This is a genomic window from Streptomyces vilmorinianum (genome assembly GCF_005517195.1).
GTDB lineage: Bacteria > Actinomycetota > Actinomycetes > Streptomycetales > Streptomycetaceae > Streptomyces > Streptomyces vilmorinianum.
In genome coordinates, this window is sequence record NZ_CP040244.1 from 6,512,596 (window position 1) to 6,534,691 (window position 22,096).

Annotated in this window: 19 protein-coding genes and 2 pseudogenes; 8 read left to right on the forward strand and 13 right to left on the reverse strand. The window is 72.7% G+C overall.

From position 1 onward, the window contains the following. From FDM97_RS30100 to FDM97_RS30120, 5 genes are all read right to left on the reverse strand, one after another. Complete coding sequence (locus FDM97_RS30100) at nucleotides 1–366, reverse strand: TadE family protein (protein ID WP_137993634.1); 366 nt, start codon at nucleotides 364–366, stop codon at nucleotides 1–3. Then, nucleotides 363–803 (reverse strand): TadE/TadG family type IV pilus assembly protein, encoded by a 441-nt coding sequence (locus FDM97_RS30105; RefSeq protein ID WP_137993635.1) that lies wholly within the window; start codon nucleotides 801–803, stop codon nucleotides 363–365. The genes FDM97_RS30100 and FDM97_RS30105 overlap by 4 nt, the downstream gene beginning before the upstream one ends. A 3-nt stretch (nucleotides 804–806) precedes the next feature. Then, nucleotides 807–2,093, reverse strand: coding sequence for an AAA family ATPase (locus FDM97_RS30110; RefSeq protein ID WP_137993636.1), 1,287 nt, complete (start codon nucleotides 2,091–2,093; stop codon nucleotides 807–809). Nucleotides 2,094–2,100: 7 nt separating this feature from the next. Next, nucleotides 2,101–2,814 (reverse strand): Flp pilus assembly protein CpaB, encoded by a 714-nt coding sequence (cpaB, locus tag FDM97_RS30115; RefSeq protein ID WP_137993637.1) that lies wholly within the window; start codon nucleotides 2,812–2,814, stop codon nucleotides 2,101–2,103. 87 nt (nucleotides 2,815–2,901) lie between these two features. After that, complete coding sequence (locus tag FDM97_RS30120; protein WP_137993638.1) at nucleotides 2,902–3,786, reverse strand: hypothetical protein; 885 nt, start codon at nucleotides 3,784–3,786, stop codon at nucleotides 2,902–2,904. Between the two features lie 355 nt (nucleotides 3,787–4,141). Here FDM97_RS30120 and FDM97_RS30125 point away from each other — a divergent pair, with 355 nt between their 5' ends. Then, the gene (locus FDM97_RS30125) at nucleotides 4,142–5,845 is read left to right on the forward strand and encodes a chitinase (protein WP_137993639.1); all 1,704 of its coding nucleotides are present in this window, start codon (nucleotides 4,142–4,144) and stop codon (nucleotides 5,843–5,845) included. Nucleotides 5,846–5,905: 60 nt separating this feature from the next. On the opposite strand, the gene FDM97_RS30130 is transcribed toward FDM97_RS30125, so the two are convergent. Beyond that, nucleotides 5,906–7,159, reverse strand: coding sequence for a serine/threonine-protein kinase (locus tag FDM97_RS30130; protein ID WP_137995114.1), 1,254 nt, complete (start codon nucleotides 7,157–7,159; stop codon nucleotides 5,906–5,908). A gap of 90 nt (nucleotides 7,160–7,249) precedes the next feature. Between FDM97_RS30130 and FDM97_RS30135 the strand changes: the two genes are divergently transcribed. Continuing rightward, nucleotides 7,250–8,587 carry a M14 family metallopeptidase gene (locus FDM97_RS30135; protein WP_137993640.1) on the forward strand — a complete coding sequence of 446 codons (1,338 nt, stop codon included), beginning with the start codon at nucleotides 7,250–7,252 and terminating at the stop codon, nucleotides 8,585–8,587. Between the two features lie 54 nt (nucleotides 8,588–8,641). Here FDM97_RS30135 and FDM97_RS30140 read toward each other — a convergent pair whose 3' ends face one another. The 3 genes from FDM97_RS30140 to FDM97_RS30150 are packed head-to-tail and all read right to left on the reverse strand — an operon-like array spanning nucleotide 8,642 to nucleotide 10,964. Then, entirely contained in the window at nucleotides 8,642–9,052 is a 411-nt protein-coding gene (locus FDM97_RS30140) for a RidA family protein (protein WP_137993641.1), read from the reverse strand. After that, complete coding sequence (locus tag FDM97_RS30145; protein ID WP_137993642.1) at nucleotides 9,049–9,798, reverse strand: IclR family transcriptional regulator; 750 nt, start codon at nucleotides 9,796–9,798, stop codon at nucleotides 9,049–9,051. Before FDM97_RS30145 ends, FDM97_RS30140 begins: the two co-directional genes overlap by 4 nt. Next, nucleotides 9,795–10,964: a sugar kinase gene (locus FDM97_RS30150; RefSeq protein WP_284440305.1), complete on the reverse strand. Its 1,170-nt coding sequence runs from the start codon at nucleotides 10,962–10,964 to the stop codon at nucleotides 9,795–9,797. Before FDM97_RS30150 ends, FDM97_RS30145 begins: the two co-directional genes overlap by 4 nt. Nucleotides 10,965–11,139: 175 nt before the next feature. Between FDM97_RS30150 and FDM97_RS30155 the strand changes: the two genes are divergently transcribed. Both FDM97_RS30155 and FDM97_RS30160 read left to right on the forward strand, forming a co-directional pair. Then, nucleotides 11,140–12,429, forward strand: a complete 1,290-nt coding sequence (locus tag FDM97_RS30155) for an alanine racemase (RefSeq protein ID WP_137993643.1) — start codon at nucleotides 11,140–11,142, stop codon at nucleotides 12,427–12,429. A gap of 13 nt (nucleotides 12,430–12,442) precedes the next feature. After that, nucleotides 12,443–14,017: an N-acyl-D-amino-acid deacylase family protein gene (locus tag FDM97_RS30160; RefSeq protein WP_137993644.1), complete on the forward strand. Its 1,575-nt coding sequence runs from the start codon at nucleotides 12,443–12,445 to the stop codon at nucleotides 14,015–14,017. A gap of 94 nt (nucleotides 14,018–14,111) precedes the next feature. Here the strand turns inward: FDM97_RS30160 and mptB are convergent, their stop codons facing one another. From mptB to FDM97_RS30175, 3 genes are all read right to left on the reverse strand, one after another. Further along, complete coding sequence (gene mptB / locus FDM97_RS30165) at nucleotides 14,112–15,569, reverse strand: polyprenol phosphomannose-dependent alpha 1,6 mannosyltransferase MptB (protein WP_175439288.1); 1,458 nt, start codon at nucleotides 15,567–15,569, stop codon at nucleotides 14,112–14,114. An 11-nt stretch (nucleotides 15,570–15,580) separates the two neighbouring features. After that, entirely contained in the window at nucleotides 15,581–17,614 is a 2,034-nt protein-coding gene (locus FDM97_RS30170; RefSeq protein WP_137995116.1) for a bifunctional polysaccharide deacetylase/glycosyltransferase family 2 protein, read from the reverse strand. A gap of 350 nt (nucleotides 17,615–17,964) precedes the next feature. Continuing rightward, on the reverse strand, nucleotides 17,965–18,393 hold the full coding sequence (locus tag FDM97_RS30175) for a hypothetical protein (RefSeq protein WP_137993645.1): 429 nt from the start codon (nucleotides 18,391–18,393) through the stop codon (nucleotides 17,965–17,967). A 188-nt stretch (nucleotides 18,394–18,581) separates the two neighbouring features. Here FDM97_RS30175 and FDM97_RS30180 point away from each other — a divergent pair, with 188 nt between their 5' ends. Continuing rightward, nucleotides 18,582–19,793 carry a pyridoxal phosphate-dependent aminotransferase gene (locus FDM97_RS30180; protein ID WP_137993646.1) on the forward strand — a complete coding sequence of 404 codons (1,212 nt, stop codon included), beginning with the start codon at nucleotides 18,582–18,584 and terminating at the stop codon, nucleotides 19,791–19,793. Between the two features lie 82 nt (nucleotides 19,794–19,875). Continuing rightward, on the forward strand, nucleotides 19,876–20,268 hold the full coding sequence (locus tag FDM97_RS30185; RefSeq protein WP_137993647.1) for an SCO4983 family protein: 393 nt from the start codon (nucleotides 19,876–19,878) through the stop codon (nucleotides 20,266–20,268). 55 nt (nucleotides 20,269–20,323) lie between these two features. On the opposite strand, the gene FDM97_RS30190 is transcribed toward FDM97_RS30185, so the two are convergent. After that, complete coding sequence (locus FDM97_RS30190) at nucleotides 20,324–20,737, reverse strand: hypothetical protein (protein WP_137993648.1); 414 nt, start codon at nucleotides 20,735–20,737, stop codon at nucleotides 20,324–20,326. A gap of 104 nt (nucleotides 20,738–20,841) precedes the next feature. On the opposite strand from FDM97_RS30190, the pseudogene FDM97_RS30195 reads away from it, so the two are divergent. Together FDM97_RS30195 and FDM97_RS30200 are read left to right on the forward strand one after the other, a co-directional pair. Next, nucleotides 20,842–21,738, forward strand: a pseudogene (locus tag FDM97_RS30195) (vWA domain-containing protein); the annotation flags it as partial. A 7-nt stretch (nucleotides 21,739–21,745) separates the two neighbouring features. Continuing rightward, nucleotides 21,746–22,012: pseudogene (locus FDM97_RS30200) on the forward strand (hypothetical protein); the annotation flags it as partial. Between the last annotated feature and the right edge of the window lie 84 nt (nucleotides 22,013–22,096).

Consider the following 22,096-nt stretch of genomic DNA (forward strand, 5'->3'; position numbering starts at 1 on the left):
TTACTCGTCCTCCTCGGGCAGGGGCAGGGTGGCGGCCTTCGTCACGGACCCGAAGCCGTCCCAGAAGGGGACGACGGAGGGGATGCGGACGGTGACCGTCGCCGTGACCTCGTCGGATCCCTCCGGGGCGGAGACGTCGCTGCGTTCGGCGATCCAGCCGCTCATCGCGGCCCGGCCCGCCGCTTCCGGGCCGAGCGTCGTGTCGTCGTGCGTGGCGGCACGGGCCGCGGCGCGCGCTCCCGTGCCCGCCTGCTGGGCGGCGTACGCGGCGATGCCGAGCTGGATGCCCGCGAGGGCGACGAGCAGCAGGATGGGCAGGAAGCCGAGGTATTCGACGGCGACCTGGCCCCGGTCACGTGACCTCATGGCCCCTCCCTGTCTTCCCGTACGGCTCCGGCCTCACCGGTCACGGTGAAGGGGAAGCTGATCGCGCCCGGGAAGAGCACCGGCACCTTGAGCCGTACCGTCGCCCGCACCATCTCCCCGGACGGGGCACAGGCCACGGAGGCTCCCGCCGCCCACGCCCCCTCCAGGTGCCGCCTGCCGGCCTCCTGGCAGTCCCCCTCCACCGCCCCGGCCCGTACCGCCTCGTCCGCCGCGTTCCCCGCGAGCGTGAAGGTGTAGCCGACCAGGACGCACTGCCACAGCAGCACCAGCGTGAGCAGGATCAGCGGCACCATGCCAAGGAACTCGATCGCCACCTGCCCCCGGTCGTCCCGGTAGTCCCTGCACTCCCGGTACGCCCGGTACGCCTGGTACTCCCGGTACGCCTGGTGCGCCTGGTGCGCCTGGTAGGCCGGCATGGCTCAGCGCCCTTTCCCGCGTCGTCGCAGGCCGACCGATCCCCGGTCGTCGCCGCGCGTGAGGGCGAGCTGCTTGCCCGGCCCCCGCGGAGCGCCACCCCGCGGTGGACGGGCCTCCGGCCCCTGCACCAGGCCCAGTTCACCGGCGAGGGACCACAGGGCCTGCTTCACGGTCGAGCGCGCGTCGAGCTCGTGCATCCGGCCCGCGTCGACGACGCCCTGCAGTTCCTTGAAGTTGGCGGGGACGACGACGCCCGCCAACCGGGTCCCGGTGATCTTCTGGATGAGGGCGGGCTGGATCTCGGAGGACCGCGTGTACCGGTTCACCAGGACGGTGCTCTCCTCCGCCTTGCGGATCTGGAGACGGTCCCACATCCGTACGATCCGCTTCGCGGCGCGGACCGCGACCACGTCCGGGGTGGTGACGAGGAGCGCCGCGTCGGCCATCTCGACGGCCACGGCGCCCGCGCCGGTCAGATACGTGCCGCAGTCGACGACCACGACGTCGTAACGGGAGCGCAGTGCGCCGATGATCTGGCGGGCGGAGCGGTCGGCGACGTCCTCGCCGCGTTCGCCCTCGCCGGGGGCGAGGAGGAGGGCGATGCCCGTCTCGTGGGTGTAGACCGCGTCCTGCAGGACGCGGGGCGAGATGTCGTCGACGGCGGCGAGGTCGACGACCGAGCGGCGGAACTGTACGTCGAGGTAGGAGGCGATGTCGCCGCCCTGGAGGTCCATGTCGACGAGGGCGACGGTGCGGCCGGAGGCCCGGGAGGCGAGGGCGAGCTGCACGGCGGTGACGGTGGTGCCGACGCCGCCCTTGGCGCCGCTGACGGTGACGACGGTGCCGCCGGGCCCGGTGAGGACGTCGGCGCCCGTGCCGAGGTGGCGGCGGACGCCGGCGGACCACTGGGCGGCGGCCTGGACGCGGCTGGCCAGTTCCTCGTAGCCGAGGGGGAGGGTGACCAGGCCGCGGGCGCCGGAGTCCATGGCGGCCGAGAAGAGCACGGGGCTCGCGTCGGCGGTGATGAGGACGACGCCGACGGCGGGGAAGCGCAGGGCGACCTCGCGGACGAGTTCGAGGGCCGGGACCGGGCCGATCCGCTCGTGGACCAGGACGACTTCGGGCAGTTCGTCGACGGACTCGGCGGCCAGGCGGGCGAGGGTGTCGACGAGCTGGGTGGAGTCGGCGACGGGTGCGGCGGGCTCGGCGTCGGGGAGCTGGCTGAGCAGCGTGACGACGGACCGGGCCGCGTCGGGGTCGGCGACGGCCGGCAGGATCCTGGTGCTCATACCGGCCTCACTTGTCCTTGTCGAGCGTGTAGGTGCGGTCGCCGGGGCTGACGGTGGGTTCGCTGCCGGGGGCGACGGGTGCGACCAGCGCGAGCCGTACGTGCTCGGCGAAGGACTCGGCGTACGCGACACGCTGGGTGTCGAGGGTGGAGAGGGCGAAGGTGATCGGTACGGCCTCGGTGGCGCGGCTGCTCCGGTCGTTCCGGTCGCTGATGGGGGTGAGCTTGCCGACGTCGAGGACGCGGGCGTTGCTGACGATGACCTTGGACTGGGCCGGCCGGCCGTTCTTCTCGCCGGCGAAGGTGGCGTAGATGTTGACCGTCGCGCCGGGGGTGATCTTGCCGGCGACCCCGGTGGCGGCGTCGATCATGATGGCGATCTCCTGCTGGCCCGGCTGGAGCGCCGGGCGTTTGACGATCATGTCGGTCTGCAGCAGGGATCCGGCCCGGAGCGTGGTGACGGCGATCTTTCCCTCGACCTGCGCGAGGTCGGTGACGGCGTTGGCCGAGAGCCAGCGCTCGGGCATCGAGATCTTCTGGAACTGTCCGGCGCTCAGCGGGGTGTAGGGCGCCACGTCGCTCCTGATCCGGTACGCCGTCACCTCGGGTCCGACCTTGGAGTTCACGTCGCCGATCACCGAGAGGACACCGGCGAAGGCGCCCAGGGCACACAGGACCGACAGCAGAAGAAGAAGGACGCCACGACGCTGGCGGGAGTTCATTGCCGTACAACCTCGATCGGAGACGTGTGACTCGGTGGACAGGGGACGCTTGACGAAGGAGAGGGCCGGGGTCCGGACCGCCCCGGGCTACGGGACACGGGCCGCGGAGGCGTGGTTCCCGGCCGTGAGCGCCCGGGGTTCCGTCGCGGCGGCGGTCGGCAGCGGGGCGGAGCAGAAGCCGCAGCGGTCGCCGATGAACTCCATCCGGCACCAGTGGCAGGTCTCGCGCCGTACGGAGGAGACCAGTTGGTACAGGACGGCGATGTCCGGCAGGTAGGCGGCGAACTCCACCAGCCGGCCCGTCCCCCACCAGCGCGGCGACTCGGCGGGCAGCGGCGCCTCCTGCACGGCCTGGACCTGCCAGCGCGGGGCGAGGGTGGCGGTGGGCCACTCGGTCTGCAGCTGTCCTCGGGCCAGGACGAGCTGGGTGGCGAACTCGGGTCCGGCCGGCGGTTCGGCGCCCGGCGCGATCCTGACGAGCTGCGGGACGGGCCCGGCGAGCACGGCGAACTGGGCCCCGGGCATCCAGCCCTTGAGGTGGGACTTCAGGCTGACCGGTACGCGGTCGAGCTTGGCCACCGAGCCGAGGACGGCCCCGGCGTAGATGTAGTGGGCGAGCAGCCGCGCGGCCGAGGCGACGACACCGGGGCTGAAGTCGCAGACGGACAACTGCCGTAGCTGCCGGGCCAGTACGGCGGTCCCGAGGGGCGGCAGATCGGTCTTGACCAGGGCGATCCGGTCGCTCTCCAGGAGGGACCGTACGGCGTACAGGCGCCGCTCCGTCGCGGTCGGCACGGAGGACGGGCAGACCACGATCACGTAGCCGTACCGGTCGAGGAGGAGCTGCAGGTCGGCGACGGCGGAGGCCAGCGGCTGGGTCTCGGGCGCGGGCAGGACGGCGGCCGTGGGCGTCTGCTGGTCGGTCGGTGGCAGCACCAGGTCGGCACTGGTGACCGCGATCGCTGTCGGCACGTCGGGCTCCCCGTCCCCATGTCCCCATGACTCACTGCGTTCACTGCGTTACTGCACAGCGCGGTGCCTCTGCACTTTATCCACGACCCGTGGGCTGGTGAACACACAATCCGCCAAGCGCCAGGAGATTTCTGGGCCCGCTTGGGCCTTGCCGTGGGCCTTGACATAGGCCCCGCCGTGGGTCCTGCCGTGGGTCTGACGGTGGGCCCGGACCTGGGCCCCAGGGCCCACGCGTCAACTCGCCTTCCCTCCACAGGTCTTGACAACTCAATTGGTCTGGACCAGATTGCAGCCCCAGCGGTGGCCACCGTTCCCGACCCCTCCAGACCCCCGACTCCCCCACCGGAGGCAGCAAGTGGACCGCACCACCACACGCGCGCGCAGATGGATCGGCGGCGCCCTGGCACTGGCCGTCGGCTCCGGCCTCGTCCTCGTCGGCGGCGCCGGCACCGCCCAGGCCGCGGACGTCAACGTGGCCAAGAACGCGGGCTTCGAGTCCGGCACCGCCAACTGGACCTGTTCCGCCGGCAGCGGCACCGCCGTCTCCTCGCCCGTACGCACAGGGGCCGGCGCCCTCAAGGCCACGCCGGCCGGCCAGGACAACGCCAGGTGCACCCAGGTCGTCACCGTCAAGCCCAACTCGACGTACACGCTGAGCGCGTGGGTGCAGGGCGGGTACGCGTACCTCGGCGCGAGCGGCACCGGCACCACGGACGTCTCCACCTGGACCCCGGACAGCTCCTCCTGGAAGCAGCTGACCACCAGCTTCACCACCGGCGCGAACACCACGTCGGTGACCGTCTACACCCACGGCTGGTACGGCCAGGCCCCGATATACGTCGACGACGTCTCCGTCTTCGGCCCCGACGGGGGCGGCGGCACCGACCCCGACCCGGTCGTCCCGGCGACTCCCGCGGGCCTCGCCGCGGGCACGGTCACCTCGTCCTCCGTCGCGCTGAGCTGGAACGCGGTCTCGGGCGCCACCGGCTACAAGGTCTACCGCAACGGCACGCTCGCGCAGTCGGTCTCCGGCACCTCGGCGACCGTGACGGGGCTCGCCGCCGGCACCACGTACCAGTTCCAGGTCTCCGCGACGAACACGGCGGGCGAGTCCGCCAAGTCCGCCACCGTCTCCGCGACGACGAGCGAGGTCACCGACCCCGGCCCCGGCCCGGCCGTCCCCAAGCACGCCCTGACCGGCTACTGGCAGAACTTCGACAACGGCGCGACCGTCCAGAAGCTCCGGGACGTCCAGGCGCAGTACGACATCATCGCCGTCTCCTTCGCCGACTCCACCGCCACTCCCGGCCAGATCGTCTTCAACCTCGACCCGGCCGTCGGATACGCCTCGGTCGCCGACTTCAAGGCCGACATCGCGGCCAAGAAGGCGGCGGGCAAGTCCGTGATCATCTCGGTCGGCGGCGAGAAGGGGAACGTCACGATCAACAGTGACGCCTCCGCGACCGCCTTCGCGAACAGCGCGTACGCCCTGATGCAGGAGTACGGCTTCAACGGCGTCGACATCGACCTGGAGCACGGCATCAACTCCACGTACCTGACCAAGGCGCTGCGCCAGCTGTCGGCCAAGGCGGGCTCGTCGATGGTGCTGACGATGGCCCCGCAGACCATCGACATGCAGAACACCGGCACCGAGTACTTCAAGACCGCGCTCGCCGTGAAGGACATCCTCACGGTGGTCAACATGCAGTACTACAACAGCGGTTCGATGCTCGGCTGCGACGGCAAGGTGTACAGCCAGGGCTCGGTGGACTTCCTCACCGCGCTCGCCTGCATCCAGCTCCAGGGCGGCCTCGACGCCTCCCAGGTCGGGCTCGGCGTGCCCGCCTCGACCCGGGGCGCGGGCAGCGGCTACGTCGACCCGTCGATCGTGAGGAACGCGCTGGACTGCCTGGCGCGCGGCACCAACTGCGGTTCCTTCAAGCCCTCGCAGACCTGGCCGGGCCTGCGCGGTGCGATGACCTGGTCGACCAACTGGGACGCGACGGCCGGGAACGCCTGGTCCAACGCGGTCGGACCGCACGTCCACAACCTCCCGTAACCGTTCCGGGGAGATCCGAGAAGCAGCGCCGCCGCTCCCCCGGCGGCGCTGCCGCCGTTCTCACCGGGGCATGCACCGTTCCAGTACGTGCTCCAGCTGCTCGATCCACTCGCGCACGCGCGCGGCCCGGCCGTTGACGTCACACGCGTAGACGCTGCCGTCGTAGAGCGTGATGCGGACGTGCAGCCGGCGGCCCAGGCGGCCGGCCTCGTACGCCACCGAGCCGATCTCGCTCCAGTCGAAGTCGGCCTCCTCGCCGAAGAGCTCGAAGGTGATCCCCTCGGCGCCGACGACGACGCCGCACTCCCCGTCGGCGGCGATGAGCGCGGGGACGGGCGGCGGAGGCTCGACGGGCATCGGCGGGAGCGGCGCGTCGTGTACGGGGGCGGGCACCGCGTCCCGTACATCCGCCGGCACCCGCGGAGCCGCGATCAGGGTCGGGGTGCGGGCGGGAGCCGGGGCGTCCGGAGCCGGGGCGTCCGGGGCCGGGGCGTCCGCCGGCTCAGCCGCCTCCGACGCCAGCGCGTCCAGGATCCGGCCCGGTGTCGGCCGGTCCTCGGGGTTCTTCGCCAGGCAGGCGGCCACCAGCTCGCGCAGCGGCCCCGCCGGGACCGACGACAGGTCCGGGTCCTCGTGGACGGTGCGGTACATCAGGCCCATCGGGGTCCCGCCCCCGAAGGGCCGTCCGCCCGCCGCCGCGACGAGGACGGCGCCGAGTGCGAAGACGTCGGCGGCCCCGGTCACCTCCTCGCCGAGCGCCTGCTCGGGGGCCAGGTAGCCGGGGGTCCCGAAGGCCGCCCCGGTGGCCGTGAGCCGGGTGGACTCCAGGGCGCGGGCGATGCCGAAGTCGAGGACCCGGGGGCCGTCGGCCGCCATGACGATGTTGCCGGGCTTGAGGTCGCGGTGGACGAGTCCGCACGCGTGGATGGCCTCCAGAGCCTCGGCGAGCGCGGCGCCGAGTCCGCGCAGCCGCCGCTCGGGGAGGGGCCCCTCGGTGGCGACGAGGCCGGCGAGGGTGGGACCGGGGATGTACGCGGTGGCGAGCCAGGGCGCGTCGGCCTCGGGGTCGGCGTCCACGACCTGGGCGGTGTGGAAGCCGCCGACCGTGCGGGCGGCCTCGACCTCGGCGCGGAAGCGGGCCCGGAAGGCCGGGTCGGCGGCGAGTTCCGGCCGGGCCACCTTGACCGCGACCGCCCGTCCGCCGCGCGAGCGCGCCAAATACACGGTGCCCATGCCGCCTTCGCCTAGCTTGTGCTCGATCTCGTACGTACCGATCAGCGTCCCCACGCGGGACAGTATGGCCGAACTCGACATCTTGACCGGTGCATGCCACGGCTCGACGATGTGCCCGGACACCCGCACCAGTTTGTCGCACACCCCCACACTCCCCACCCAGGAGACAGCATGCGACTTCGTATTCGCGGAAGAAGGTCCGCCGCCCTCGCGGTTCTTCTCGCGCTCGCCGTGGCGACGCCGTTCGCCGTCGACGCGACACCCGCCGGGGCCGACCCGGCGCCGGCCGCCGCCGCCGAGGAGGTGATCCGGCAGTACGAGGTCGCCGGGCCTTCCACCGTGGCCGCCCGTACCGCACTCGCCGCCACCGGAGTCTCGCTGGACGAGGTCGACGCCCGGTCGGTCGTGGTGAGCGCCAACGCCGAGCAGCTGAGGAAGGTCAAGGCCCTCGGCTACAAGGTCACCGCTCTGCCGGCCCCGCCCGACCGCTCGGGGGCGGGCACCACGGTCGGCCCGCTCGACTTCCCCTCCGCCGACTCGCGCTACCACAACTTCGCCGAGATGAACGCGGAGATCGACCAGCGCCTCGCCCAGTACCCGGGCATCATGAACAAGCGCGTCATCGGCAAGACGTACCAGGGCCGGGACATCGTCGCCATCAAGATCAGCGACAACGTGGGCACGGACGAGGCCGAGCCCGAGGTCCTGTTCACCCACCACCAGCACGCCCGCGAGCACCTCACCGTCGAGATGGCGCTGTACCTGCTGCGCGAGCTCGGCGCGGGTTACGGGTCGGACTCCCGGGTCACGAACCTCGTCAACAGCCGCGAGATCTGGATCGTGCCGGACCTCAACCCGGACGGCGGCGAGTACGACATCGCCTCCGGCTCCTACCGCAGCTGGCGCAAGAACCGGCAGCCCAATTCCGGCTCCTCGTACATCGGTACGGACATGAACCGGAACTGGGACTACAAGTGGGGCTGCTGCGGCGGCTCCTCGGGCTCCTTCAGCTCCTCGACGTACCGGGGCGCCGCCCCCGAGTCCGCCCCCGAGGTGAAGGTCGTCGCCGACTTCGTCCGCTCGCGCGTGGTGGGCGGCAAGCAGCAGATCAAGGCCGCGATCGACTTCCACACGTACAGCGAGCTGGTGCTCTGGCCCTTCGGCTACACCACGGCCAACACCACGACCGGGATGACCCAGGACGACCGGGACGCGTTCGCCACGGTGGGGCAGAAGATGGCCGCCAGCAACGGCTACACCCCGGAGCAGTCGAGCGACCTCTACATCACGGACGGGTCGATCGACGACTACCTGTGGGGTGCGCACAAGATCTTCGGGTACACCTTCGAGATGTATCCGACCTCGTCCTGGAACGGCGGCTTCTACCCGCCCGACGAGGTGATCGAGCGCGAGACGAGCCGCAACAGGGACGCCGTGCTCCAGCTCCTGGAGAACGCCGACTGCATGTACCGCTCGATCGGCAAGGGGTCGCAGTACTGCACCGCCTGACGCCGACGGGGCGCCCTGGGGTTCCCGGGGCGCCCTCCGTCGTACCGGGCGGCCTCAGCCGAGAACGGCCAGGGCGTCGATCTCGATGAGGAGACCCTTGGGGAGGCCGACGTAGACCGTCGTACGGGCCGCGGCGGGGGCCTTGAGGCCCTGCTCCTCGAAGTACGCGTCGTAGATCTCGTTCATCTCGGCGAAGTGGTCGACGTCGGTGAGGTACACGCGCATCATCATCACGTCGTCCCAGCTCGCACCGCCCTCCTCCAGGATCGCCTTGACGTTGGCGAAGGTCTGGAGGGTCTGCTCGCGCAGGGTCGGACCGGCCGGCGTCGGGGGCCGGTCCTCGACGGCGGGCAGGAAGCCGACCTGGCCGGCGACCTGCAGGATGTCGCCCTTCCTGACGCCGTGCGAGAACTTCGCGGGCGGGGTGGTGTGCGTGGCGGGGGTGAGCGCGATCTTCTCTGTCATGCCTGGTCCTTGCCTGAGTAGTCACGGCTGATGGCGTCGGCGGTACGGCGCACCAGCGGGAGCAGGGTGAGGAGTTCCTCCGCGGTCACGATCACGTTCGGTGCGGAGACCGACATGGCGGCGACGACGCGGCCGTCCGGGCCGTGGACGGGCGCCGCGACGCAGTTGATGGACTCCTCGTGGCCACCGAGGTCGGTGGCCCAGCCCTGTTCGCGTACGGTCGCCAGTTCCTTGAGGAAGGCGGCGGCGTTCGGGGTCGAACGGGGCGTGTACATGGGGTAGTCGAGCCTGGCGGCGAGGGCGCGCAGCTCGGGCTCGGGGAGGTCGGCGAGCAGCAGCTTGGCGACGGCGGCGACGGTGATCGCGACCGGCTTGCCGATGCGCGAGTACATCCGGACCGGGTAGCGGCTCTCGACCTTGTCGATGTAGAGGACCTCGTTCTCCTCGTGGACCGCGAGGTGGACGGTGTGCCCGGTCTGCTCGTTGAGCGCGGCGAGGTGGGGGTGGGCGATCTCGCGGATGTCGAGGTTCTCGACGGCCTCCTGGGCGAGGGCGAAGAGGCGGGCGCCGAGGCGGTAGCGCTGGTCCTGCTGGCGGAAGACGAGCCCGTGCTCGTGCAGCGTGCGCAGCAGGCGCAGGGCGGTGGACTTGTGCACCCCGAGCCGGTCGGCGACCTGCCCGAGGTCGGCGGGGCCCTGGGCGAGCAGCGGCAGGATGCTGAGCGCGCGGTCGACGGTCTGGCTCATGACGTACGTACCTCCTGGTCCTGCCCCGTCCGCGTCCAGCCGGGGCCGAGGTGAAGTCTCCCCCAGCCCTCGTCGTCCAGGGCGACGAGCCGGTCGGCGTGTACGGGGGTGGGCGGCGGGGTCGCGAGGTCGCCGGGGACGGTGAGCGCGGCGGCGGCCATGAGGTGCCCGTGCCGGACGCGCGCGGTGACGTCGAGCCCGCGAAGGGTGCCGGACAGAAACCCGGCGGCGAACGCGTCCCCGGCGCCGACGGGGGCGACGACGTCGACGCGGGGGGCGGGGACGTCGGTGACGGTGTCATATCCGGCCCCGCTGGGGGTCCCCCCACGCCGCAGGGCGTAGGGGGAGATTGAGGTGCGGGGGTCTGGGGGCGGAGCCCCCGGTTCGGGAAGGGGCCGGGCGGGGAAGGAGCCGGCGCGGCGCTCGAAGACGACCGCACCCCGCGCCCCCCGCTTCACCACCACGACCGGCGGCTCCGGCAGGGCCTCGCGCACCGCCTCCGGCCCCGCCACCCCCCACGCCTCCTCCGCCTCGTCCTCCCCCACGAACACCAGGTCCGCCCCCCGCGCGAGCTCCAGAAGCACGCGCGCCCCCTCCGCCCCGCCCTCGCGCCACAACCCGGCCCGGAAGTTGACGTCGAAGGAGACCAGCGGCCGACGGCGGTCCGGGCGCGACGCGGTCAACTCCCGCATCAGGGCAAGGCAGTCGTCCGACAGCGCCGCCGTGATCCCGGACAGGTGCAGGATCCGCCCTTCCGCGACCGACTCGTACGGCACGGTCGCGGGCGACATCGCCGAGGCGGCCGAGCCCGCCCGGAAGTACACGACCTCGTGCTCCTCGGCCGCCCGGTCCGTCGCGGTACGGAAGTAGACCCCGGTCGGCCGCCCCGCGTCCCGCGCGACCGCCGACACATCGACCCCGTACGCCCCGATCGCCTCGACCAGGTGGTCGCCGAAGCCGTCCGCCCCCACCCTCCCGACCCACTTCACGCGGTGCCCGGCCGCGGCCAGCGCGCAGGCCACGTTGGACTCGGCGCCGCCGATGGCGCGGGTGAAGGAGGGGACGTCGGCGAGGCGGCCGGGCCGGCTGGGCAGAAAGGTGACCATGGACTCGCCGAGGCAGACGACGTCGACGGGTGACGCGTCCACGGGCGGGTTTCCGGTCACTCTCGGGCTCCTCGTGGATCTGTGGATCTGTGGATCATGCGGGTCCGTTGACCCCGCGCTCGCCCGGATGTTAGACAGCAGTCAGCGGCATACGCAATGACTGTTGCACATCTTGCAACACCTCATAATGCACTGCACGAGTACCGCACCGCACGCACCGCACCAGGAGGTCCCCATGCCCGCCGCCGCCCACAAGGCCACCGCGCAGCTGGCCGACGAGCGCGTCGACCACCGCTTCAAGGCCCTGCCCCCGGACGCCGAGGGCCTGACGGTCGGCGAGCTGGCCGCCCAGCGCCGCAACCTCTTCACGGGCGGCTTCACCACCCCCGTCCTCGCCCTCTCCGCCGAGTCCGTCGAGCACAACCTCCGCCTCCTGGAGACCTACGCCGAGCGCCACGGCCTCGCCTTCGCCCCGCACGGCAAGACCTGCATGGCCCCGCAGCTCTTCGACCGCCAGCTGGAGTACGGCGCCTGGGGCATCACCGCCGCCGTCCCCCACCAGGCCCGCGTCTACCGCGCCCACGGCATCGCGCGGATCTTCCTCGCCAACGAGCTCGTCGACGCGACGGCCCTGCGCTGGCTGGCCTCCGAGCTCGACACCGACCCGGACTTCCGCTTCGTCTGCTACGTCGACTCCGTGCGCGGGGTCGAGCTGATGGACGCGGCCCTCACCGAGGCCGGGGCCCGCCGCCCCGTGGACGTCGTCGTCGAGCTCGGCGCCGGCGAGGGAGCCCGTACCGGAGCCCGTACCGAGGCCGACTGCACCGCCGTCGCCGACGCCGTCGCGGCGACCACGACCCTGCGCCTGGTCGGCGTCGCCGGCTACGAGGCCCCGGTCCCGCGGGCCGACCCCGAGCGCGTCCGCGCCTGGGTGCACCGGCTGGTCTCCCTCGCCGCCGACTTCGACAAGGCGGGCCGCTTCTCCCCCGGGATCGAGGAGATCATCGTCAGCGCGGGCGGCAGCGAATGGTTCGACGTGGTCGCGGACGTCTTCGCCGAGATCCCCGAACTCTCCCTCCCCGTCCTGAAGTTGCTGCGCTCCGGCGCCTACGTCTCGCACGACGACGGCCAGTACCGGAACCTCACGCCCTTCAACCGGGTCCCCGAGGAGGGCGCGCTCCACCCCGCGTTCCGGCTCTGGGCACAGGTCGTCTCGCGCCCCGCCCCCGAGCAGGCCTTCACCAACGCGGGCAAGCGCGACGCCGCGTACGACCTCCACCTCCCCGAGGCACAGGTGGTCCGCTCGGCACGTGACGGCCAGGTCCGGCCGGCCACCGGCATCACCGTCACGGCTCTGTCCGACCAGCACGGCTGGCTGGAGACGACGCCCGAGGCCGAGATCGAGGTCGGCGACTGGCTGGGCATGGGCCTGTCCCACCCCTGCACCAGCTTCGACAAGTGGCAGCTGATCCCGCTGGTCGAGGCGGACGGCACGGTCGTCGACTACATCCGTACGTTCTTCTAGGAGGAACGGGGCCATGGATCTCGTCTTCCGTGACGCGGAGGTCGTCGACGGCTCCGGCGGGGACTCGTACCGCGCCGACGTGGCCGTCGACGGCGGACGGATCGCCGCCATCGTGAAGGAGGGCGCGGCGGCGGGCTGTCAGCGACCCACCGCCCGGCGCACGGTCGACGCCGAGGGCCTGGTCCTCTCCCCCGGTTTCATCGACATGCACGCCCACAGCGACCTCGCGCTGCTCCGCGACCCGGACCACAGCGCGAAGGCCGCGCAGGGCGTGACCCTCGAAGTCCTCGGCCAGGACGGCCTGTCGTACGCGCCGGTCGACGACCGCACGCTCGCGGAGGTCCGCCGGGCGATCACCGGCTGGAACGGCGACGGATCCGACGTGGACGTCGACTGGCGCACGGTCGGCGAGTACCTGGACCGTCTCGACCGCGGCGTCGCCGTCAACGCGGCCTACCTCATCCCCCAGGGGACGGTCCGGATGTACGCGGTCGGCTGGGACGACCGCCCGGCGACGCGGACCGAGCTCGACCGGATGCGGCAGCTCGTCGCCGAGGGCATGGAACAGGGCGCGGTCGGCATGTCCTCCGGCCTCACCTACACGCCCGGCATGTACGCCCCGGACACCGAACTCACCGAGCTGTGCCGGGTCGTGGCGCGGTACGGCGGCTACTACTGCCCGCACCACCGCTCGTACGGCGCCGGTGCGCTCCAGGCGTACGAGGAGATGGTCGCCCTCACCCGGGAGGCCGGCTGCGCGCTCCATCTGGCCCACGCGACGATGAACTTCGACGTGAACGAGGGGAAGGCGCCCGATCTCCTGGCCCTCCTGGACGAGGCCCTGGAGGGTGGCTCGGACATCTCCCTCGACACGTACCCGTACACCGCCGGCTGTACGACGCTGGTGGCGCTGCTGCCGAGCTGGGCGAGCGAGGGCGGGCCGGAGGCGATCCTGTCCCGGCTCGCGGACGACGCGACGGCGGAGCGCGTCCGCCACCATCTGGAGGTCGTCGGCTCGGACGGCTGCCACGGGGTGCCGGTCGCGTGGGACACGATCGAGGTCTCCGGGGTGTCCGACCCGGGGCTCGCGGACGCCGTGGGCCGCCGCCTGGACGGCTGGGCCACCGCGCGCCGCCTGCTGCTCGCCGACCGGCTCGGCTCGACGATCCTCCAGCACGTCGGCCACGAGGACAACGTCCGCGCGATCATGCGCCACCGCGTCCACACGGGCGGCTCGGACGGCATCCTCCAGGGCCTCAAGCCGCACCCGCGCGCGTACGGCACGTTCCCGCGGTACCTGGGGACGTACGTACGCGAGGAGGGCGTCCTCTCCCTGGAGGAGTGCGTGGCCCACCTCACCTCCCGCCCGGCCGCCCGCCTCCGCCTCCCCGACCGCGGCCTGATCCGCGAGGGCTACCGCGCCGACCTGGTCCTCTTCGACCCGACGACGGTGGCGGCCGGCTCGACCTACGCCGCCCCACGCACGCCCCCGGTGGGCATCCCCCACGTCCTGATCGACGGCCGGTTCGTGATCGAGGACGGCAAGAGGACGGCGACCCTGGCGGGAAGGTCGGTCCGGCGGGCCTAGCGCGTCCCCCGCCCGTTGTGGGCAATCGTCCCGCTGGGGTCCCCCAGGACGAAGTCCTAGGGGGAGGGACGGGTGGGCACACGGGACGGCGCCCTTACGGGCGCGTCCGCTCCATGTGCCCGTCCGCCACGGGGGCGGTGCCCACAACCGACCGCCCCCACGGCTCCCGCCGCATCCACACGAGCCCCAGCACCAACACCGCCCCCGCCAGCGCGAAGCCATACGCGGGCGTGTGCCCCGACGGCGCCGTCTCGTACACGAGCGCCGCCGAGACGACCGCGAGCAGCTGCCCAAGACGGCCGCGCCAGCCGACCGCGGCGACCACCGCCACCCCCCACAGCACGTACCACGGCTGCACCATCGGCGACAGCGCCACCAGCACCACCAGCGCGCCCCCCAGCCCGAGGACCGGATCCACCCGCCCCCTCCACGCCCGCCACGCCAGCGCCCCGATGATCACCAGCGCCGCCAGCAGCCCCAGCGTCTGCACCGCGCCCTTGACCGGCTCGGGGTCGTCGCCGAACAGCAGCCCGAGGCCGAGGCCCACATCACTGGTCACCGACAGCGCCGTGTGAATGGTCCCGGCCACGCTCTGCGTCCGCAGCCACCCGAAGCCCGTCCCTGCCAGCACCGTCGCACCCGCCGCGACCGCGCCCGCCACGAGCCCCGGCAGGGCGAATCCCTTCACCACACCCCGTACGCCGCCGCCGTCCCGCCGCGCGATCATCACGCCGATGAACAGCAGCGCCACCGCCGCCGGCGACTTGACCATCATCGCGAGCCCGACGAGGACGCTCCCCAGCACCCACCGCCCCCGGACCGCGAGCAGCACGCCGCTCAGCATGAGCCCGATCATCAGCCCGTCGTTGTGCATCCCCCCGACGACGTGGATCAGGAGCAGCGGATTGAGCACGGCCAGCCAGAGCGCTCCGCCGCCGCCTCCCAGCCCCCGCACGGCCCACACGATCAGCGCGAGCGCGCCCAGCGCGATCAGCCGCATCCCGAACACGGCCGGCACGATCTCGCCGCCCGTCAGCGTCACCACGGCCTGCGCGAGGACGAGGAAGACGGGCCCGTACGGCGCGGGTGTCTCGGTCCAGTGCCCGCCGACGCTCGCGGCGGCGTCCGCGCCGAGGTCCCCGGGGCCCAGGACCGACGGCCCCGCCCCGTACACGTCATACCCCTCCAGGACCATGGCGCCCTGGGCGATGTAGCTGTAGACGTCGGCACTGTAGAGCGGCGGGGCGAACACCAGCGGTGCCGTCCACCACCCCAGGGTGCCGAGCACACCGTCCGGCACGCCCCGCACGCCCCGTACGCCCGGCACGCCTCGCGCGAGCAGCACCCCGTACCGCCACCAGGCCGCGACGAGCAGCGTCAGCCCCAGGTACGCGAGGACGGCACCGGCCACCGTCAGCGCCGATCCGCGGGGCTCCCACAGCCCCCACGGCTCGCGCACCGGAAGCGTCCCGGCCGCCCATCCGCCCACGGCGACGGCGAGCGAACCGCCCGCGCCCAGCCACCGGCATCCGGAGGCACTCACAACCCACATGACGGGCAAACCTACAGGCCCTGCCCGCCGCCCGCCCCGGTCCGCTCCAGCGTCTCCGCCGCCGTCCCCGCGCGCTGCGTCCGGTGCCAGCGGAGCCGACTGCCCAGCAGCGCCGTGACGACGGACTGGACCACGACGAGGTACATCAGCTGCCGGTAGACGAAGATCTGCAGCGGCAGCGTCCACAGCGGCTCGAACCGCTCGCGGTCCAGCCGCAGCGCGTACAGCGCCGTCCCGACCTGCACCACCGTGAAGCCCAGCCAGACGGCGAGCGCCTGCCCCGCGTCCTGGAACAGCAGGCCGTACACGGCGAAGACGTCCACCAGCGGCGCGAGCAGCGGCAGCACCGTCTGGAACAGCAGGAGGTAGAGCAGACCGCGGCGGCCGAGCTTGCCGGACTGGCCGCGTTCGACGACCGCGCGGCGGTGCTTCCACATCGCCTGGAGGGTGCCGTAGCACCAGCGGTACCGCTGCTTCCAGAGCTGCCGGACCGTCGACGGCGCCTCCGTCCAGGCGATCGCCGACTCCTCGTACACGACCCGCCAGCCGTCCCGGCACAGGGCCATCGTCAGGTCGGTGTCCTCGGCGAGGGTGTCCTCGCTGACCCCGCCGACGCGGGTGAGCGCGTCCCGCCGGAAGGCGCCGATCGCGCCGGGCACGGTGGGCATGCACTCCAGGACGTCGTACATCCGGCGGTCGAGGTTGAAGCCGATGACGTACTCCAGGTGCTGCCACCGGCCGAGCACGCCCTGCCGGTTGCCGACCTTCGTGTTGCCGCTGACCGCGCCGACGCGCGGGTCGGCGAGCGGCTGGATCAGCTTGCGGACGGCGTCCGGCTCGAAGACGGTGTCGCCGTCGATCATCACGACGATGTCGAAGTGCGACCAGGCGAGCCCGGTGTTCAGGGCGGCGGCCTTGCCCGAGTTGGGCTGGCGGACGACCATCACGCGCGGGTCGTCGATCGACTCGGCGATCTCGAAGGTCCGGTCCGTGGAGCCGTCGTCGATGACGACGACCTGGAGGTACTCGTGGGTCGAGGCGAGCAGCGAGCGGACGGTCGCCTCGATGCCCGCCTCCTCGTTGTACGCGGGGACGAGCACCGACACCGGTTCGGTGACCGGCGGCAGCCGGGGCGCCCCGCGGCGCCGCTTGGCGCGGGTGCGGCGGACGTGGAGCCGGGCGACGCCGATCAGCATGACGAGCCGTACGGCGGTGATGGCACCGGCCAGCACGAGCAGTCCGGTCATGGTGTCGGCGAAGGCGCGGGAGAGCTGCTGCGCCCAGATGACGGCCGCGCCCTTCCACTCGGCGAGGAAGGAGACGGTGTACGTGGTGTCGGAGAGGCCGAGCGCGTCGCCGACGGAGGTGTAGGTGGTGGAGCCGCCAGGCGCGGCGCCCGGCTGCGCGAGCAGCCGCTCCGTCTCCCGCACGGCCTGTGGCGATCCCGTGTACTGCCGTACGGAATCGCCGTCGGCCGTCACGAGGAGGTAGCCGGACGCGGCGGCGCCGCGGCCCGCCTCCCACTGGTCGTGGCAGAGCTTGTCGACGGTCGCGGTGTGCGGGAGGCGCAGGAGCCGGGTGCCGATGCCGGCCGAGCCGGCGAGGGCGTTCTGGGTGAAGGACAGCTCCAGGGCGGCGCGCGGGGCGGCGACCTGCGCGAGGTCGGCGTCGGTGTACGTGTGCGAGCCGAGCTCGTGGCCCTCGGCGACGATCCTGCGGACGAGGTCGGGATGGGCTGCGGCGTCGGCGCCGGTGACGAAGAAGGTGGCCTTGGCGCCGCGGGCGCCGAGTACGTCGAGGAGTCGCGGGGTCCAGTCGGGGCTGGGGCCGCCGTCGTAGGTGAGGGCGACGAAGCCGGGGCGGGGCGTGGCGCTGTGCGTGCGGCCGCTCCCGTCGAACCGCAGGACGGGGCCGCCGGCGCGGACGTCCGCGCCGGCCCGCTCGCAGGCGCGCGCGTCGGGGGCGTCCGTCGCCGCGATCTCGTGGCGCCCGTACCCGGCGAAGACGAGCGCGGTCGCCGCGACGAGCAGGGTCAGGCAGAGCACCAGCCAGTGCGCCCGCGGATCGCGCCGCAGCGCGTGCCGGGTCCGCGCGGCGGGTGCGCGGCGGGGGCCTTCGGCGCGGGGCGGCGGGACCGCGTAGCCGCCCGGGGCCTCGTGGGCGGGGTACCCGCCGTGCTGCCCGTACGCCTCGCCCCCACCGTGGTACTGGTCGTACGCGTCGCGCTCGTACGCGTCGCGTTCGTACCCGTACCCGTACCCGTCATGCCCCCCGGGCCCCACCGGCGCGCCCGCCGAGCCCGCCGCGTCCGGCGCGTCCGGCGCGACCGGCACCCCCGCCGCGTCCCCCCGCCCGGCGCCGCGTCGTCCGCGCCGGCCCGCGCGTCGGCCGCCCGTCACTTCGGCCGCTTCGTGGCTCCGGGGGCGTTGCCCGCCTTTCCGGGAGCGGTGTCCGTGCCGGAGGTGGCCGTCGGCGCCGCGGTCGTGGGCGCGGACGAATCGGGTGCCTTGGTGGTGTCGCTCGGGCGCGGGGCCGTGGTGCTCGCGCTCGGCGAGGCGGTCGGCTTCGACGGCGTCGCGGACGCGTCGTCGGAGTCGCCGCCCGCGCCGCCGGAGGGGTCCGTCTGGATCAGCGTGGGCGCCGCCGGCCGCTCGGCGTCCACCCAGGGCAGCGGTCCGTTCGCCGGTCCGGCGCCGAAGGTCCCGGCGACGACCACGGCGAGGAACCCGAGGCAGGCGACACCGACACCCGCGGCCGCCCACCTCATGACGCGACCCCGTCGCCCCGAGGCGTCGACGAAGACGCTGTTGTCCTGGTGGCTCATGGCGGCGGATTGTAAGGATTGAGGCGTCCCGGAGCGAGCCAGGTCACATTCCGGGCATCCGCCCGAGCTTTTCAAGATCCACTCCGGAGCTTCACGAGACCTTTTCCCCAAAGGGGCCCCTCACCCGTTCCGCCCGACGTGTCCCAAAACACGAGGCGCCCGGCCGCACACCGCCGTAAGCTCACGACATGCAGGTGATCCAGTCCACGAAGCTCGCCAACGTCTGTTACGAAATCCGGGGCCCGGTGCTCGAAGAGGCGATGCGGCTCGAAGCTGCGGGTCACCGCATCCTCAAGCTCAACACCGGCAACCCGGCCGCCTTCGGCTTCGAGTGCCCGCCGGCGATCCTCGAGGACGTCCTGCGCAACCTCGCCGACGCGCACGGTTACGGCGACGCGAAGGGCCTGCTGTCCGCCCGCCGCGCGGTGATGAGCCACTACGAGACCAAGGGCATCCCGCTCTCCGTCGAGGACATCTACCTCGGCAACGGCGCCTCCGAGCTGATCCAGATGTCGATGCAGGCGCTGCTCGACGACGGCGACGAGGTGCTCGTCCCCGCCCCGGACTACCCGCTGTGGACGGCCTCGGTCTCCCTCGCGGGCGGCACGGCGGTGCACTACCGCTGCGACGAGCAGGCGGACTGGATGCCGGACCTCGCCGACATCGAGCGGAAGATCACCGACCGCACCAAGGCGATCGTGATCATCAACCCGAACAACCCGACGGGCGCCGTCTACGACGACGAGATGCTCCGCTCCCTCACGGAGATCGCCCGCCGCCACAATCTGGTGGTCTGCTCGGACGAGATCTACGACAAGATCCTCTACGACGGCACGACGCACACGCCGACCGCCGCGATCGCCCCCGATCTCCTCGTCCTCACCTTCAACGGGATGAGCAAGAACTACCGGGTCGCGGGCTTCCGCTCCGGCTGGCTCGCGGTCTGCGGCCCCAAGGCCCACGCCTCCTCGTACATCGAGGGACTGACGATCCTCGCCAACATGCGGCTGTGCGCCAACATGCCGGCGCAGCACGCGGTGGCCGCGGCCCTGCAGGGCCGGCAGTCGATCGAGGACCTGGTACTGCCGGGCGGGCGCCTGCTGGAGCAGCGTGACGTGGCGTACGACCTGCTCACACAGATCCCGGGCGTGACCTGTGTGAAGCCGAAGGGCGCCCTGTACCTCTTCCCGCGCCTCGACCCGGCCGTCTACAAGATCAAGGACGACCGCCAGATGGTCCTCGACCTGCTGCGGGCCGAGAAGATCATGGTCGTGCACGGCACCGGCTTCAACTGGCACGAGCCGGACCACTTCCGGATCGTCACACTCCCCAACGCCAAGGACCTGGCGGACGCGGTGACCCGGATCGGCAACTTCCTGGACGGCTACAGCCAGCCGTGACCCCGGCACTCCCGGACAGCTCTCAACTTTAGATTGAATCTAAGCTAGGATGGCTCCAGAGCTACCGCAGGAGGCCGTCCCCATGTACGAACCGATCCGCACCAAGTCGGTCCACCGGATGGCCGACGACGACCGGAACGCGTATCCGCACCGCTCCCGCGAGGAGGAGCTGGACATCCAGCTCGCCGGGCATCTCTCCGCCCTGCTCGCCGTCACGGACGAGCTGGGCGACACGGCGGCGGGCGAGCTCATCGCCCGCCAGGTGGCACGGCTGCGCGGCGCGCCGCCCGCCCGTCACGCCGGCCTGAGCGGCTCGGACCCGCAGTCGCTGCACCGACGCGCCCACGCCCTCGCGGGCCGCGCGCTGCTCGTCGCCGCCTCCCGTGCCGACACGGCCGCCGCGATCCTCGCCGCCGAGCGCATGGACGCGCACACCGCCGCCCTGACCCCCTCCAAGCTGGTCAGCGCCCCCTGACGGCCCCGGTCCGCGCGCCGCGAAGGAGCACGGACCGGGAGCCACCCACCTCCCGCTACGGCGTCCGCGGGCTCGTCGCCAGGAACTCCGCGTCCACGACCACACACTCCGGCACGCCGTCACCGAACGGCTTCGCCCCGACGATCACGGCCCGCTCCGAGGCGCCTCGGGGCAGGTCCTCGACATACGCGGTGCCGGTCTCCCGCACACCCCCGCTCGCGTCCTGGAACTCCAGCGTCACGGTGTAACTCCCCCGCCGGGACGCCTCGCTCGTGACCGCCAGCTCGGCCACCGGCCGCCGCGAGACCGGGTCCAGCGCACACCGCGCCACCGTCACGTCCTCCGACGGGAACCGCATGCCCTCGTGGACCTTCCCGTAGACGTAGACATATCCGCCCAGCACGGCGACCGGCGTCAGCACGATCAGCGCCCCGGCCACCACCAGCAGAACGACCGCCCAACGCGGCATCCCCCACCCCCTCCTCCGGGACGGCCCACACGGTACAGCGCCGTCCGGTTCGGTACCGGGATCGGCCCTTCACCCGCCGCCCGCCCAACTCCCCCTGAAATGTGGAGGTCGACGCGCTGATCAACTACGAGTCCGTGCTCCTCACCATGGGCGAGAAGCTCACGGTCGTCCGTCCCGTCGACGGCGTCGTCACCGCCGACTACCCCTTCACCCTGCTCACCTCCGCGAGCCCGGAGGCTAAGCAGGCGGCCGCGACCCTCACCGCCCATCTCCGCACCCCCTCCGCGCAGCAGCTGATCACCGACCGGACCCTGCGCCGCCCCGTCGTCCCCGGTGTGCGCCTGGCGGAGCCGCTCGCCGCCGACCAGCGCCGCGAACTGCCCTTCCCCGGCAGCCGTTCCGTCGCCGACGGCCTTCTCGACGCGTACGAGAACAAGCTCCGCCGCCCGTCCCGTACCGTCTACGTCCTCGACACCTCCGGCTCCATGGCGGGCGAGCGGCTCACCCGGCTGAAGTCGGCGCTCGCCGAGCTGACCGGGGACTTCCGGGACCGCGAGGTGGTCACCCTGATGCCCTTCGGCTCGTCCGTGAAGGCCGCGGAGGTCCGGACGCACACCGTCGACCCGGCTTCCCCGAAGACCGCTCTCGACGCGATCCGCGCCGACGCCGGGGCCCTGTCCGCCTCCGGCGGGACCGCGATCTACTCCAGTCTCCAGGAGGCGTACGCCCACCTCGGCACCGCGGACGGCGGCGACGCGTTCACCTCGATCGTGCTGATGACGGACGGTCAGAACACGGACGGCGAACCGGCCGCCGCGTTCGACGCCTTCTATCGGTCCCTGCCGGCCGCGCGGCAGCGGACACCGGTCTTCCCGATCCTCTTCGGGGACTCCGACCGCGCCGAGCTCGACCACATCGCGACCCTGACCGGCGGCCGGCTCTTCGACGCCACCACGGGCTCGCTGGACGGAGCGTTCGAGGAGATCCGTGGCTATCAGTGACCCGGTCCTGCGGTACCTGGAATCCCGCAAGAACCTCACCGGCAGCGCCTGCGGGCTCGTGGGCCTCGCGCTGACCCTCACCGGCGCGGCCGGCTCCCTGTGGCCGGTGGTCGTCGCGGGCCTGTACGGCGCCGGTGCGCTTTTCGCCCCGCCCGAGCGCCCGCCCGCCCCGGCGTTCCCGGACGCGGCGGAGCAGCTCGACGCCCTGCGGACGGACCTCGCGACCCTGCGCGCCTACCTCACGGAGGTCGAGCTGCCGCCCGCCGCGGCCGGCCACGCGGAAGCGATCCGCCAGCACACCCACACCGCCTATCTGGAGGGGCGTACGGAAAGACACCGGCCCCCGAAGCCGTGAGGG

Coding starts and splice junctions, on each gene's coding strand:
- FDM97_RS30100 (WP_137993634.1), bottom strand. CDS start 366: ATGAGGTCACGTGACCGGGGCCAGGTCGCCGTCGAATACCTCGGCTTC.
- FDM97_RS30130 (WP_137995114.1), bottom strand. CDS start 7,159: ATGTCGAGTTCGGCCATACTGTCCCGCGTGGGGACGCTGATCGGTACG.
- FDM97_RS30145 (WP_137993642.1), bottom strand. CDS start 9,798: ATGAGCCAGACCGTCGACCGCGCGCTCAGCATCCTGCCGCTGCTCGCC.
- mptB (WP_175439288.1), bottom strand. CDS start 15,569: ATGTGGGTTGTGAGTGCCTCCGGATGCCGGTGGCTGGGCGCGGGCGGT.
- FDM97_RS30190 (WP_137993648.1), bottom strand. CDS start 20,737: ATGCCGCGTTGGGCGGTCGTTCTGCTGGTGGTGGCCGGGGCGCTGATC.
- cpaB (WP_137993637.1), bottom strand. CDS start 2,814: ATGAACTCCCGCCAGCGTCGTGGCGTCCTTCTTCTTCTGCTGTCGGTC.
- FDM97_RS30135 (WP_137993640.1), top strand. CDS start 7,250: ATGCGACTTCGTATTCGCGGAAGAAGGTCCGCCGCCCTCGCGGTTCTT.
- FDM97_RS30180 (WP_137993646.1), top strand. CDS start 18,582: ATGCAGGTGATCCAGTCCACGAAGCTCGCCAACGTCTGTTACGAAATC.
- FDM97_RS30155 (WP_137993643.1), top strand. CDS start 11,140: ATGCCCGCCGCCGCCCACAAGGCCACCGCGCAGCTGGCCGACGAGCGC.
- FDM97_RS30105 (WP_137993635.1), bottom strand. CDS start 803: ATGCCGGCCTACCAGGCGCACCAGGCGCACCAGGCGTACCGGGAGTAC.
- FDM97_RS30140 (WP_137993641.1), bottom strand. CDS start 9,052: ATGACAGAGAAGATCGCGCTCACCCCCGCCACGCACACCACCCCGCCC.
- FDM97_RS30175 (WP_137993645.1), bottom strand. CDS start 18,393: ATGAGCCACCAGGACAACAGCGTCTTCGTCGACGCCTCGGGGCGACGG.
- FDM97_RS30110 (WP_137993636.1), bottom strand. CDS start 2,093: ATGAGCACCAGGATCCTGCCGGCCGTCGCCGACCCCGACGCGGCCCGG.
- FDM97_RS30185 (WP_137993647.1), top strand. CDS start 19,876: ATGTACGAACCGATCCGCACCAAGTCGGTCCACCGGATGGCCGACGAC.
- FDM97_RS30160 (WP_137993644.1), top strand. CDS start 12,443: ATGGATCTCGTCTTCCGTGACGCGGAGGTCGTCGACGGCTCCGGCGGG.